Consider the following 13,125-nt stretch of genomic DNA (forward strand, 5'->3'; position numbering starts at 1 on the left):
GGATGGCTCAGCGTGCAAACGCGGACCCCACCGGTACGCGAAGATTCTGAGGAGGATACGTAATGGCGGAAGTGAAAGTCCCGTTCTACGGGCATGTGCGACAGTATCACAACTACAAGGCCGAGCTGGACGCGGCCATCACCGGCGTCCTCGAGAGCGGCGTCTATACCCTGGGGCCCGTCGGCAAGCGGTTCGAGGGCGAATTGCAGGAATACATGGGCATGAAACATGCCCTGGGCCTGAACTCCGGCACCGACGCGCTCTGGCTCGCCTTCCTCGCCCTGGGCATCAAGCCCGGCGACGAAGTCATCACTACGTCCAACACATTCTGGGCCACCGCCGAAGCGGTCTGGCTTGTTGGCGCCATCCCGGTGTTCGTCGACTGCGACCCCGACACTCGCAACATGAACGTTTCGCAGGTTGAGGCCAAGATCACCGACAAGACGGTGGGCATCGTGCCCGTTCACCTGTATGGCCAGCCGGCCGATATGCCCGCTGTCGCCGCCATCGCCAAGAAGCACAATCTCTGGGTTGTTGAAGACTGCGCACAGGCCATGGGTTCCAGGGGCGATACATTCAAGATCGGTGAACTCAGCGACGCCGTCTGCACATCGTTCATCACCGCCAAGAATCTCGGCACCTTCGGCGACAGCGGAGCCGTTTTCACCAATCGCGACGATCTTATTGAGCCCATCATCAAGATGCGCAACCACGGCTCCAACAAGCGCAGCCACCACAGCGTGGGCTGGAATAGCCGCCTCGACGAAATCCACGCAGCGATCCTGGGCGTCAAGCTGAAGCATATCGATGAATTCAACGATGCCCGCATCGCCAACGCCAAGTTGTATGACCAATACCTCGCGGGTGTGAAGAATATCAAGCTGCCAAAAGGCAAGCCGGGCTATCGCCACGTGTACCATCTCTACGTCATAGAGACCCCGCATCGCGACGAGCTCCAGGCCTTCCTGAAGGATAAAGGCATCATCGCGCTGACCAATTACCCCATCGCCATCCACCAGCAGGAAGGCTTCCCGTTCGGCGGGGGCGACCCGAAGCCGGTCCTGCCGGAAACCGAGAAGAACGCGGCCGGCTGCCTCTCGCTTCCGATCTATCCTGAACTGACAGCCGAAGAGGTAAAGTACGTGGCCGACGCCGTAATGGAGTGGGACGCGAAGCAGTAATCCCGGATGAGAATGGGGAAATGAGGGAATGGGGAAACGGGGAAGTGAACGCTATTTCCTCATTTCCTCGTTTCCTCATTTCCATATCAACACGGAAGGCCCAGAGTAATGCCAGACACATACACCGTCGCGATTGCCGGTCTCGGCAAGCGCGGCAAGGTCCATGCGGACCTGTTCTATAAGAACCCACGCTTCAAGGTAGTGGGAGTCGCCGACGTGGACGCCGAGCGCGTGGAGGCCGCGAAGGCGCTTTGCGGAAATCCGGACGGGTTTGCCGATGCGGGCGAAATGCTGAAGGCCGTGAAGCCGGACGTTTTCTGCTTTTGCACACCGCCAACCGTCCGCCTTCCCCTAATAAAGCTTGGCTGCGACGCCGGCGTTAAACTGATCGCCTATGAGAAGCCGATGGCGACGAACATGACCGAGGCCCTCGAAATGCGCGATTGCCTGCGGGCCGCCGGAGTGAAATCCGTGCAGAGCCACCAGCGCAAGTACAACGTTCAGTTCCAGGAAACCAAGAAGATCATCGACAGCGGCGCCATCGGTAAGGTCCAGACCGTTTACGCCACCTCGACAGGCTGGATGATGCACATGGCGACCCACCTGGCCGACTACCTCCGCTTCTTCAACGGCGGAGCCGACGCGGAATGGGTCATCGGACAGGCGCACGGCCGCGAGAAGCTGACGGACAACCATCCGTCGCCAGACTACCTCGGCGGCTTCATCCAGTTTGCCAACGGCGTCCGCGGGATCCTTGAGTGCGGCAGCCTGGCCCCGGACGTTCCGGAAGTGGAATACTGGTGGCGCAAGGTCCGGATCGGCGCCCAGGGAACCGAAGGGTTCGCGGAGTGTTTCGTCGGTGGCGGTTATCGCGCGGTAACCAAAGACGGAGTCTTCTCCGGCGAAGGCACCTGGGATGGCGATCACGAGCAGGCCCCGTACATTGAGGACATCGCGCTCTGGCTGGACGGTACGCAGGTTCACCCCTGTGACGGCGAAGGCGCCTTCAAGGACCAGGAGATCATGTGCGGCCTGATCCGCTCCGCGGTGGAGCGCAAGCAAATCGTCTTCCCGCTGGGGCCCGGCGAGCACGAACTGCGCGCCCTGGAGCGGGTATTGCCGGAAGCGTAACGCATTGATTCGGAGGGGCTTCAGAGCACCGATCGCCCCTCAACAGCGTCCTGAGCGAAACGAAGGATCTCAACCTCACGTTGAGATCCTTCGTTTCGCTCAGGATGACGTTAGAGGGGCGTCGCTCCTACAATGACGACATAGCGCAAAGGAGACAGACAACATGATTAACCAGCAACGCCTCGTGGACACATTTCTGGAACTGGTTCACCTGAACAGCCCCTCACTACACGAGAAGGCCGCGATGGACGCCGTACAGGCTCGGTTGGAGCGGCTTGGCTTTACTGTCCAGCGCGATGACGCGGGCGAGAAGATGGGCGGCGACACAGGCAACATAATCGCGCGCCGTGCTGGCACAACGGGAGCGCCTCCCGTCTTCTTTAACGCCCACATCGATACGGTCCAGCCGACCGCCGGTATCGTCGTCGTTCAGGAAGACGGCATCATCAAGACGGACGGAACGACCATCCTTGGCGCGGATGACAAGGCCGGAGTTGCCTGTATCCTCGAAGCTCTCGAAAGCGCTGCCGAAGATAACGCGCCATCGGCTCCCACCGAGGTCATCATCACCATCTGCGAGGAGATCGGCCTCCACGGTTCGCGCCTGCTTGACCCTGCGCGGGTCACCGCCAGATCCGGTTGGGTCGTGGATAGCGGCCAGCCTCTAAGCGCCATCATTACCCGCGCACCGTCACAGGACCAGATCCACGCCACCATCCACGGTAAGGCCGCCCACGCGGGAGCGCGGCCCGAGGAAGGGATCAATGCGATCACCGTCGCCGCGACTGCCATTGCCGCGATGCCGCAGGGCCGCCTGGACACCGAAACGACGGCGAACGTAGGCGTCATTACGGGCGGTCAGGCCACGAACATCGTGCCTCCACTGTGCCACTTTGACGCCGAGGCGCGCAGCCACAGCACGGAGAAACTGGCCGCCCAGACGGCCGCGATGGTGAAGGCTGTGGAGGATGCTGCGGCGAAGTTCGGAGCCCGCGCGGAGATCAATGTCGAACGCATCTTCAATGCCTTCCAGCTTCCCGAGGATTCGCACGAGGTGAAGGTCGCCGCGGCGGCGATGCGCACACTGGGCCTCGAACCGGAAATCCACTCCACCGGCGGCGGCATGGACGCAAACTACTTCCACGAGAAGGGCATGAAGTGTACCGTCATCGGCTGCGGCTACGGGGACATCCACACGGTTGATGAGTACATACCCGTTGCCGACTTCGTGATTGGCGCCCGCGTTGTTGAGGCGATCATGCGCGAAGCGACCAAGGGCTGAGATTCACCACAAAGGCACGAAGACACAAGGGAATGCAGAAGTCAGAGTGCAGAATGATGAATTCCCGAATTATGAAATCTGAATTCTGACTTCTGAATTCATCGCTTCCTTTGTGCCTTTGTGGTTCTCACGGCATGAACTCCGGAGGGTGTCTCGCGCGTCGATAGCGATAGCGAAAGGGCGAGTTGGCTTGATTGGCTCCGATGTGGAGGTTATACGATGCACGAAACTGTGTTCGGTGCCCCCTCAACGACAGGTATCACTCCGAGGCGGCGGGAGGGCATTCCCGTTTCCGTTATCATCCTCGTAACGCTGATTCTATTCCACCTCGCATACGTCTGGCGCTTCGGTGCGTACAGTCCGTTCGGGATGGTGTTGGGAGAAGGATTTCTCTTCTTATTCGCCTTCCTATTTCTCGCCGCTGGCATCGTCCTCGAATCGTTGTGGAACCTGGTGGTGTTCAAGTCCGCAAGAAGCAGGGTCATCGGGGTCGCAGCGCTCCTCTTTGCATGCCTGTGTCTGTCGCAGACGCATACCATCACGCAGGCCCAGGCGCTTCGGTCGCTGGCGTTCAGGCGGGATCTCGGCCCGCGTGCTCAACGCTGGGCTGAATCGCTTCTTACCCGCCCATATAGCTATTTTCTCGACCCAAAGCGCGTTGATCCCCATACCGATAAGGTTGGTGTCTTTGTCAAGGAGACGTTAGTCCCGTCGTATCTCAAGGGTGGGAACTACACGGGAGTGCGCATCCATGACGATAAAGATCCCAAGGCGCGCTACCTGGTGGTCAGCTACAGATGGTTCGACGTGGAAGCGTACTATCTTGGCGCCAGCACGCTTGATATCCAGATAGACAACGATGAGATGGACCAGACGCTCAAATTGATGCCGGGCGTCTATGCCCGGCACGTAGAGCGAATGTGAATCCGTTCGGCGTTGCCTATCGGGAATGAATCTAGGCGCACCGGAGGGAGCTACGCTGCGCGCAGCGGCGCTCAATACGCCAACTGAAAGCTGTACAGGCCATCCTTGACCTTGCGCGGCCATGGATCCACCTTGAGCGTACTGCGGCCGATGACATAGCCGTGCGTAGAGATCAAACCTCCGCCGTAGTATACAACGATGGTCGTTTCTGAGGCGCCAAAACGGGACGTTACGGCATCTTGGACTTCGACTCCTCGTCGCGCATGGTGCCCAATGAATGGCGGGACCAGGTCCTTCCGAACAGTTTTCGTGCCCTTGTCCACCACTTCCCCACGGGGTCGGGAGAGAATACTCTCAGCCCAGGGCTGGATCCGCGCTTCCAAGTTGCGTTGAAACACGGAGTCCTTGTGATATTGCCAACCAAGCGCGCCTATCCAGAACAGCAGAATGGCGGCGGAGGCGATCACGGCGTTTGGTGATGAAGGAACGGTGTAGTTGGTGCGCCTGCGCCGCATGTACGCTGTGGCTAGTGACAACATCACCGCCACCGGGACTGGGAGGGCGAAAGCGGCCGCAAAGAGCGCTGCACCGGCGACGTTGATCGAGATAACAATGCCTCCGGCCGAGAGCAACTCATAGCCATAAAGTGGAACGACCGCTGCGGCAATGAGAGCGAAGATCACTCCGCGTTCACAGAATCCACTGCGGGACCCGGACGAATCGAATATAACAGGCGGCGGTTGAACTGGGTCCATCGGGCTCTCCTCGTTTCGACCTGGATACTTCCGCAGATGCTTCGACCGCCGGCCAGGGTTCACCATATGCCAAGAATGATGAGCGTTGAATCGCCGGCATTCATCGCTCATCATTCCTAACGCATCACTCCGTCTTTGTGTCTTCGTGCCTTTGTGGTTATCTCAGTTTGTTCACGTACCCTATCCACACCGGCTGTTTCACGAAGCCTAGCCGCTCATTGATGGACAACATGCCGACGTTGTTGGACTCGTTGTCGGTGCGAATTTGCGGGATGCCGCGCTGCCGTGCGTACTCGATGACCCTCAGCTTCATCGCGAGGGCGATTCGGTTTCGGCGCCATTCACGCTTCACGGCGGTCAGGCCCGTGTTCAGGTATGCCTGCCCCGGCGCTAACCAGACTACGCTCACGCCGATGTATTCACCGTTGTGAGTGGCGACCATCCAGCCTTCCGGCAACAGATTCGGGCTGTCCAGGATATGCTTCCCGTACTGCTCGTATGACAGGTCGGTAAGCGGTTCCGGCGCCGGCAGATCATGCACGAGTTCCGTCTCCAGTTCGAACATCTTCCTGTCACGATCCGGATCGCTCGCCAGGCTGCCGAACGTCACGATGTCCACGCCGATGGTACGCAGGCAATCCTCGATGCCGTCATACGGTCCAGGGTTGAAGGCAGCAACGGCCAGTCGCGACTCCCAGTTACGGTCTTCCTCGTGGAAACCTCGCTTCTCCAGGAAGTGGATGGATTCCGGCATATCCTCGCGCGCGAGCGAGCGCAGGACCTCCGGTTCGAGCGTCGCGAGATTGGCTTCCATCGCGCCATACAATTGTGTCCCGACACCGGCGTTACGGTGTGCGGGAAGCACGTGCACCTCGATGGCGAATCGCCTCGGGTGGAACATCCACTCCGTGTTGCCGAAAGTGACAGCCCCGACCGGTTGCGAATCGCATTCCGCGATCAGGCGTTCATGAAAGCATTTGGGGTCGCGCACTTCGTCGTACCGCCGAATCTGCTCGGTTGTCGTCGGGTAGTCCGGCAGGCTCGCGTTGAATATGTCCGCAAGAACCGGGTAGTCGTCCGGCGTTTGCCGGCGAATGGTTACGTTCATAATATCCTCCTGCCACGAAACGGGTGACGCAGCAAGGGTTAATACGAGCGAAGCCGCGGGTTTGCTAAACGTCCGTCCAGTATTCGCGCATGACATCGGCAACCCATTCCGGCTGCTCGACCGGCCCGTCGGGGCCGAACTCGGCGAACCACGGCTTGATGTCAAGGACCGGTGTACCGTCCAGAGCATCGAGGCCGCCGACCCGGACGTTCAACCCATCAATACCCAGCAGGCGGCATCGCGTAACGCCGAGGCGATTCGGCCGCGGACTGCCGCGCTGTGCGAAGATCCCAACCAAGGGCCATTCCGGATTGCCGCGCGGATGGCGTGCCCCCGCCGTCTCGTCTCGCACCCCAAGCCTATGGAAATGGAAGACGATTTCGACGTGACTGAACCCGGCGAGGCCGGCCAGCGCCTCCTCACCAAATTGCCGGCCGTCCAGCTCAATCGTGGACTCAACGCCGCCCCACCGATCGTCGTCCGGATCGGTTCTCCCGTTCCGAACGACGCCGATGGGTCGCAGTGTAATCGTGCCGTCTCCGCTCATTTCTTAGGCGGGAGCACAACGCTCACGAGTTCGCTTTCGAGACCGAGTTCTCCGACGCTCGAGACGGCGAACCGGTCGGTCCGGGTGAACCAGTAGTTATCGTCCTGGTACTGGCGCAGATCGACCACGGTTTCGAAAGTGTTCTTCGAGGTGGTTGCCACCGGGAACCACGGCCGGTCATTCAGCGCGGCGTCCGATATGCGGCGATAGACGCGGAAGCCCATGGATTGCTGCATGTACTGACGCTCGTTTGCGACCTCCGGCGCGCTCCAGGTGACCTTTACGTGGTCGTTATCCACCCGCTCGAACTTTACGTCGCGGGGCGGGAGCGGCGATTCCAGCGACCGGAACGGAGTCTTCAGGACGGTGGTGTAGCTGTCCTTCTGGCCGCGGAACCAGGCGTTCACGAAATCGACGACTTCCAGCGAGAAGAACGCCGTCTGGCCGTCCTTCGTCACTTTCACGAGCATGTCGCCGCGATTGCCGACCACGTTGATGTTGCCGAACGGGTTCGGCTTGCGCTCAAATCCGTTCAGCGTGCGAACCGGCGCGGCGGGACGATTCGGGAGGCGGAGCACGCCCTGCGCGTCGGTCGTGCCGGCGATGACGGGATCCTTTGAAATCGGGTGATCGAAGTTGCCATCCTCAACGACCGCGTAGAATTTGACGCCCTGGTCCAGGCTGGTGGGCGCCTTGGTGTCTACTTCCACGCCTCGCTGGAATACCTCGACTTTCGCATCGTTCAGAGCGCGACCATTGATATCGGTGATGCGCAGGTAGTTCTGGGCCGGGATCGCGAAATAGTAATCGCCGAAATAGCCGCCGGGCTTGTCCCATCGCATATTGAAGTAGCCTGCGTCCGCCTCGGAGTAAAGCTGGGGGCCGTGCCAGTGCATCATCGTATCCGGGTGGTTCTGGAAATGCGTTACCTTTTCGCCGTTGTCGCCCCAGACCAGGGAGTTGGTACCGCCATCGTCGAGGGCGTAGTAGTCCACGAGGCCCAGTTGATGGCCTAGTTCGTGCGGCAGGGACCATTCGGTGGAATTCCGCCATGTATGCTCGGCGGGCTTCCACGTCTTGTTCTTATCATCGTCGTCGATCCAGGTCCAGCCGCCCTGGTGATAGCCCAGCCCATCCGGGCCGTTCTGGGCTTTGACGCCGGCATCGACGTCATCGGCATACACGATGCGATCCAGGCGGACGCGTGCCTTGATCCCGTCCGGCGCCGCGGGGTATTTCGATGCCGCGAACAGAGTGTTCATCAGGTCCACGTGCCATCGGTAGAAGTCTTCGAAAGAGAAAGTCCCATAGGCCGTTCGATTCTGATGCCAGGCTGCCACGCGGCCTGGGTTCACCACGAAGTAGTACGACCAGCCCCAAAGAGGATCCGTGATCTCGTTGTTGATGGAGGCGATCTCTCTTTGCGTTGTGTTCACGCGGAAGGTGATGGAGTGCATCCCCTCCTTCCACTTGTACTTGCGCTCGAAGGTCGTCTCTTCCATCTCTCCGAGGCGCTTGCTCGTCTTTGCGCTGCCAATCTCTTGGCCGTCCAGCAGCCATGTGATGGTGAACGGCGCCGCCGTGGCGAAGCCCAGGTTCTTCACGTGTGCCGTCAGCGTGATCTCCTCGCCCGGCTTGTAAGACAGCTTGACGTCCTTGACCACCTCCTCGGGGTTCATGATCGCCCGATCGCCGAGGTCCGGCAGGCCCGCGCCTTTCAGCACCGGACGGCCCAGGTTGTCATAGTCCACGTGTCCGTGCAGGCCGGCAAGGCGCGGAGTCATGGATATAAACGTGACCGAGAGGTCGGGGAGGTTGGGGTGAACGTCCCAATCCGGAGCGCGATCGAGCTTGTACTCCTGCGCGTCGCTGAATCTCTTCACCTGGCTGCGGGGGATGATCCTGAAGTTTGGCGTTCCAACGTCTGCCATCTTCTCCCAGACGAGAAATCGGATTCCTTCATCTCGAACGAAGCAGTTGTCGAGCGTCGTGCCATCCTTGAGCAGGAGCGTGTCCGCATCCGTTGTGCCGGCCAGTGCCGCCATTGCCAATCCCGCCGCCATCACATAGCGTCCCAACATCATGGATTCTCCTTGAGCGCCGTTCTCAGACGGCGCCACCGGTTTGGATGAGTTCCTTAGCGAGGCCGCGTAGGCTTTCGAACGCGCCCCGCCGGATAGGATTCGTACCGTAGAACAGACAGGCTACCTCGGGCTCATAGCCACCCTCGGAATACGCATATTCCGGACACAGGTAGCCCCCATCGCCGTTGGCATAGCCGACCGGGTACGCACGGTCGCCAAGCCCCTCCCCCATTCTGCTGAAAACCTCAGCGCCGAAACACACGAATCTCACCCCGCCGATCTCCACCACTTGCACGTCGACCGGCGCTTCCAGACGCGGATCATCCCCGGCCAGCAGGGCAAACCACCTCGATTGCGCCTTGAGGAAGCGTTCGTTGCCACCCAGGCTGCCGGCGACGGTCGCGCGCGCTTCCGCATCGGAGAGGTGTCCCGGCGCGCAGAGCATTGTCGCAAGGCGGCCGGTCCCAATGGTGTCCGGCACTGCCTTGGCCCGTCCCAGCGCCTCCAGGGCGGCGGCGGCGACCTGGCCGCCCCACCCTTCCATCACCGCGAAATCGTCCTGGACGCCCGGTGGGTTGATGTTGCCGGCGGCGCCGTTAACGAACAATACTACCGGATTACCGGGCATTTGCTGCTTCAGCACACGTGCCGCATGGCCCAGGATGTCAGCGGAGACCAGCCTGTTCTCGGGGCCCATCGCGACGCAGTGCACGGCGTATGCAGCCAGCACCGCGGCGTAGCTGCCGTCGGGTCTTCTGAAGCCTAAAACCGGCACGCGATGATCGGCGTGCGCGCCCGGCTGGCCGCGCCGGTCGGATCCTACTTCGCAGCTTCCCTCGGCGAACACAGGGCTCACGGGCTTGGCATTCCGTAGCGCCTCTCCGGAAAGCGATAGCAGAGTCTCGACGAGGCCGGCGACAAACGACGCGTCGTACTCCCCGCATTCCAGCAGGCGAGCCGTTGTCGGCCCCGAATGGGTATGCGTGGCACTGATGACAACCTCATGGCCATGTAGTCCGAAGCGATCGAACAACCTCTTTTTGACCGTTTGAACGTCTTCCCGCTCAAACGCAATGACGTCCGCGTGGAGCCACAGGACGCGGCGCCCGTCCCCCTCGAGGAACAGCGCCCGGGCCGCCAACCGATCGTGGATTCCCAGCGACGGTTGCGTACGGGCGACGAAGCCTGCCAAGTCTCCACCGGGCTCGGGCGTTATGTCAGTCTCCGCGGTCCCGCACCTCATAGCCGCACCTCTCTCAAATGGTCCCGCAGGCGATAGAGCTTGGCGAACGCATGGCCGATGTCCCGGGTGTCCTCGTCCGAGCCCAGCAACAGCTTCTGGTAGAGCCAGGCGCCCTCGCCGTGGCAGATGGCCTCCGTCACCGGGCAGGCGTTCAACCGTTCGCGCCTGGCCGCGGTGTAAGGGCCGTACGCTTCGCGCGCGAACAGGGGCATCCGGTAGAGCGGTTCGGTATACCCGGCGGTGCCGGCGATGCCCTCCCCCATGAGCGCCGCCAGGTAGACTTCGCGTGATACGCCGTAAACCGACGCGTCGTACCGGAAGGAGTACAGATGGTATGCGTGACGGGTCACGCGGTCCGACCGATATTGCGGGATGATGCCCGGAACGTCCGCCAGCATCTCCGTCAGCAGGGCGGCATTGCGCTCGCGAGTGGCGAATTGCCCCTCGAAACGGGTGAGTTGGGCGTTCAGGACGGCCGCCTGGAACCCGGTGAGGCGGTAGTTTCCGGCGATTCCCAGGTCCGACTCCGGATCTGTGGCGCCGCGTCCGCAGTTGCGCACCTGCCGGCAACGGCGGGCCAGCGTTTCGTCCGATGTCACTATCGCTCCACCCTCCCCGCAATTCAGGTTCTTGGACGACTGGAACGAGAAGCAGCCGGCGGCGCCCATGGAACCGACGGGACGCCCATCCAGCGAAGCGCCGTGGGCCTGGCAAGCGTCTTCGATGACTGTAATGCCGTGCCGGGCGGCGAGATCGAGGATCGCGTCCATATCGGACGGAAGCCCGGCGAAGTGGACCGGCAGCACGAAGCGCGTGCGCGGAGTGATGGCTGCCTCAAATGCGGTCGGGGAAAGGGTGAGAGTAGCGCGGTCAACGTCCGCGAAGACCGGGACGGCGTTTGCCTCCACGATCGCCGTAGCGGTGGCCTGGAAGGTGTACGCGGGCATGATGACCTCGTCGCCGGCGCGAATCCCCGCGGCGAGCAGCGCGGTCCGCAGGGCCACCGTGCCGCTTGTGACCGTTACGGCGTACTTGCAGCCGTGAAGCCGGGCGAACGTCTCCTCGAAGCGTTCTACAGCCTCGTTGCCAAGGCTCCAACGTCCACTGTCCAAGGCCTCCAAAAGGCTGGCCCGTTCCGCGTCGCCATGGACCGGCCATTGAGGAAATGGATCCGACCGGATCGCCTTGCCGCCAAGTACCGCGAGTTCCTCGCTCATCGAGCCTCCCGTGCTATCGCGCTCGGCGTGATACGCACCTGGACCGCGCGTCGTAGAAGCGGCGCGGCCAATCCGATGCGTACCGGATGCCGACACGCGTTGCCGTTATAATATGCTCGTCCGTCAAAGGTTCGCCCGGTTCCAGCCGGAGGGCCCCACCCTCAAGGGGCATTCCGTTGGATTCCATCGTGATCCCGAGCGCCCGGCAGAGGCGCCCCGGTCCCGCGCACAGGACGCGTTCCTCGTCGACTCCCCTGCGCTTCCTCATCAGCTCAAGCCCGGCGACCGGTTCCAACGCCCTGATCAGCACGGCGTCGCCGCTGCCTTTGGGCCCTATGACCACGTTCAGGCACGTTTCCTGGTGGATCCGGTACAGGTAAGCGTGGCCGGCCGGGCCGAACATCACGCCGTTGCGAGCCGTCCGCCGTCCGTAGGAATGCGACGCGGGGTCGTCCTGTGTGTATGCCTCGGTCTCCACGATCCGCCCGCTGGAAACGCCATCCGGGGCCTCGTGAACCACGATCCAGCCGAGCAGGAGGCGCGCCGCGACGAGCGCATCACCCACGAGGAAATCCGGCAGACTCACAGCGCGGTGTCCGCCATTCCGGCGGGTGGCGTCAGCCCGCGATTCCACCAGCGCCGGGTGAAGGCTGTCGGGGCCGGCGGCACGGACAAATTGGTTGGCGCGGGCGCGTCCAAGTCCCCAATGAACGCCACATCATCGGTGTTGCCATTGAAACCAGGCAACGGCATCAGGACCCGGACGGTGACGGTCTTGATGGCGGTATCCGCCTTCAGAGCACTCGCGGCAACGCTCAGCGCGAATGCGTGCAACTGAGCCATCCAATTTCGGGCAGACACCGCGAGGCGGCTTGCGTCCAGAGTCAAAGTGCAGTTGTCGAACCGGGGATCTATCGTAGCGCCAACCAGGGAAACGGGCGCCTGTGACTGAAGCAGGTCCTTCCGGATCGCGTAGACAAGCGTGTTCTCGCGGTCGCTGTGGACCAGGCCTTCGCCGATGGCGGGCGAGAGGGCCGGCGGCGTCGTGGCGCCCGGCGACGCAGGCGGCTGGGTCTCGCCGGGAGGTCCGGCGCTCGGTCCCGCGACCGATGGCGCGGGCCTCTTCCAGGTCGGCCCCAGGTCCGTCAGGGGCACGGTGTGCGTCTTCACGTAGAAACCCAGCGAGATGGCGAATACCAGGAAGACCATGCTGGCCACGGCCGCCACTCGCACAACACTGAACCGCGGGGGCGTGTCCGGGGCGTTGTCCGCAGCCTCGACCGCTTCCTGCAGGTGTTTTGAAGCGCCGGCGAGTTTGCGCGAGTCCGCCACGTTGTTCGGCTCAAGATCGAGGGCCATGCGGTACCATTGCGAGGCCTCGTCGTACAACTGCTGATCGGCGAAAATGTCTCCCATCAAGGAGTGCGCCGTACCGCTGTTCGGGTACTCGCGCATCACGGCCACCGTCTTCTCACGGGCGCCTTCCCAGTCGCCGCGCAGACGCAGCAGGTTCGCGTGCGCGAGCGCGCCGTAGGTCGGGTCCTCCGTCGCTTCAGAAGCCGTCAGAACGCCGGGTTCGGCCAGACGCGCGCCGCAGTGCTGACAGAAGGCATCTGTTCCGGATATGGGTTGGAAACAGTGCGGGCAGTTCAT

12 protein-coding genes are annotated in these 13,125 nt (G+C 61.9%); 4 read left to right on the forward strand and 8 right to left on the reverse strand.

Annotation, left to right across the window (positions count from 1 at the left end; translation table 11 throughout):
• The first annotated feature begins 62 nt into the window (after nucleotides 1–62).
• From VGM51_15815 to VGM51_15830, 4 genes are all read left to right on the forward strand, one after another.
• A complete protein-coding gene (locus VGM51_15815) occupies nucleotides 63–1,181 on the forward strand; it encodes a DegT/DnrJ/EryC1/StrS family aminotransferase (protein HEY3414505.1) in 1,119 nt (372 codons plus the stop codon).
• A 108-nt stretch (nucleotides 1,182–1,289) separates the two neighbouring features.
• A complete protein-coding gene (locus VGM51_15820; protein ID HEY3414506.1) occupies nucleotides 1,290–2,312 on the forward strand; it encodes a Gfo/Idh/MocA family oxidoreductase in 1,023 nt (340 codons plus the stop codon).
• A gap of 163 nt (nucleotides 2,313–2,475) precedes the next feature.
• The gene (locus VGM51_15825) at nucleotides 2,476–3,594 is read left to right on the forward strand and encodes a M20/M25/M40 family metallo-hydrolase (GenBank protein HEY3414507.1); all 1,119 of its coding nucleotides are present in this window, start codon (nucleotides 2,476–2,478) and stop codon (nucleotides 3,592–3,594) included.
• Between the two features lie 219 nt (nucleotides 3,595–3,813).
• A complete protein-coding gene (locus tag VGM51_15830) occupies nucleotides 3,814–4,518 on the forward strand; it encodes a hypothetical protein (protein ID HEY3414508.1) in 705 nt (234 codons plus the stop codon).
• Nucleotides 4,519–4,589: 71 nt separating this feature from the next.
• Here VGM51_15830 and VGM51_15835 read toward each other — a convergent pair whose 3' ends face one another.
• From VGM51_15835 to VGM51_15870, 8 genes are all read right to left on the reverse strand, one after another.
• Entirely contained in the window at nucleotides 4,590–5,273 is a 684-nt protein-coding gene (locus tag VGM51_15835; protein ID HEY3414509.1) for a hypothetical protein, read from the reverse strand.
• Nucleotides 5,274–5,430: 157 nt separating this feature from the next.
• The gene (locus tag VGM51_15840; GenBank protein ID HEY3414510.1) at nucleotides 5,431–6,381 is read right to left on the reverse strand and encodes a GNAT family N-acetyltransferase; all 951 of its coding nucleotides are present in this window, start codon (nucleotides 6,379–6,381) and stop codon (nucleotides 5,431–5,433) included.
• Nucleotides 6,382–6,445: 64 nt separating this feature from the next.
• Nucleotides 6,446–6,928, reverse strand: a complete 483-nt coding sequence (locus VGM51_15845) for an SAM-dependent methyltransferase (GenBank protein HEY3414511.1) — start codon at nucleotides 6,926–6,928, stop codon at nucleotides 6,446–6,448.
• The gene (locus tag VGM51_15850; GenBank protein ID HEY3414512.1) at nucleotides 6,925–9,012 is read right to left on the reverse strand and encodes a CARDB domain-containing protein; all 2,088 of its coding nucleotides are present in this window, start codon (nucleotides 9,010–9,012) and stop codon (nucleotides 6,925–6,927) included. Before VGM51_15850 ends, VGM51_15845 begins: the two co-directional genes overlap by 4 nt.
• 22 nt (nucleotides 9,013–9,034) lie before the next feature.
• Nucleotides 9,035–10,255 carry a neutral/alkaline non-lysosomal ceramidase N-terminal domain-containing protein gene (locus VGM51_15855; GenBank protein HEY3414513.1) on the reverse strand — a complete coding sequence of 407 codons (1,221 nt, stop codon included), beginning with the start codon at nucleotides 10,253–10,255 and terminating at the stop codon, nucleotides 9,035–9,037.
• Nucleotides 10,252–11,472: a DegT/DnrJ/EryC1/StrS family aminotransferase gene (locus tag VGM51_15860; protein HEY3414514.1), complete on the reverse strand. Its 1,221-nt coding sequence runs from the start codon at nucleotides 11,470–11,472 to the stop codon at nucleotides 10,252–10,254. The genes VGM51_15855 and VGM51_15860 overlap by 4 nt, the downstream gene beginning before the upstream one ends.
• A 13-nt stretch (nucleotides 11,473–11,485) precedes the next feature.
• Complete coding sequence (locus VGM51_15865; GenBank protein ID HEY3414515.1) at nucleotides 11,486–12,058, reverse strand: DNA-3-methyladenine glycosylase; 573 nt, start codon at nucleotides 12,056–12,058, stop codon at nucleotides 11,486–11,488.
• Nucleotides 12,055–13,125 (reverse strand): hypothetical protein, encoded by a 1,071-nt coding sequence (locus VGM51_15870; protein ID HEY3414516.1) that lies wholly within the window; start codon nucleotides 13,123–13,125, stop codon nucleotides 12,055–12,057. The genes VGM51_15865 and VGM51_15870 overlap by 4 nt, the downstream gene beginning before the upstream one ends.

Source organism: Armatimonadota bacterium (assembly GCA_036504095.1).
GTDB lineage: Bacteria > Armatimonadota > DTGP01 > JAKQQT01 > JAKQQT01 > DASXUL01.

What these genes read in the sequence shown, in the direction of transcription:
- VGM51_15815 (HEY3414505.1), top strand. Translation starts at nt 63, where the DNA reads ATGGCGGAAGTGAAAGTCCCGTTCTACGGGCATGTGCGACAGTATCAC.
- VGM51_15820 (HEY3414506.1), top strand. Translation starts at nt 1,290, where the DNA reads ATGCCAGACACATACACCGTCGCGATTGCCGGTCTCGGCAAGCGCGGC.
- VGM51_15825 (HEY3414507.1), top strand. Translation starts at nt 2,476, where the DNA reads ATGATTAACCAGCAACGCCTCGTGGACACATTTCTGGAACTGGTTCAC.
- VGM51_15830 (HEY3414508.1), top strand. Translation starts at nt 3,814, where the DNA reads ATGCACGAAACTGTGTTCGGTGCCCCCTCAACGACAGGTATCACTCCG.
- VGM51_15835 (HEY3414509.1), bottom strand. Translation starts at nt 5,273, where the DNA reads ATGGACCCAGTTCAACCGCCGCCTGTTATATTCGATTCGTCCGGGTCC.
- VGM51_15840 (HEY3414510.1), bottom strand. Translation starts at nt 6,381, where the DNA reads ATGAACGTAACCATTCGCCGGCAAACGCCGGACGACTACCCGGTTCTT.
- VGM51_15845 (HEY3414511.1), bottom strand. Translation starts at nt 6,928, where the DNA reads ATGAGCGGAGACGGCACGATTACACTGCGACCCATCGGCGTCGTTCGG.
- VGM51_15850 (HEY3414512.1), bottom strand. Translation starts at nt 9,012, where the DNA reads ATGATGTTGGGACGCTATGTGATGGCGGCGGGATTGGCAATGGCGGCA.
- VGM51_15855 (HEY3414513.1), bottom strand. Translation starts at nt 10,255, where the DNA reads ATGAGGTGCGGGACCGCGGAGACTGACATAACGCCCGAGCCCGGTGGA.
- VGM51_15860 (HEY3414514.1), bottom strand. Translation starts at nt 11,472, where the DNA reads ATGAGCGAGGAACTCGCGGTACTTGGCGGCAAGGCGATCCGGTCGGAT.
- VGM51_15870 (HEY3414516.1), bottom strand. Translation starts at nt 13,125, where the DNA reads ATGAACTGCCCGCACTGTTTCCAACCCATATCCGGAACAGATGCCTTC.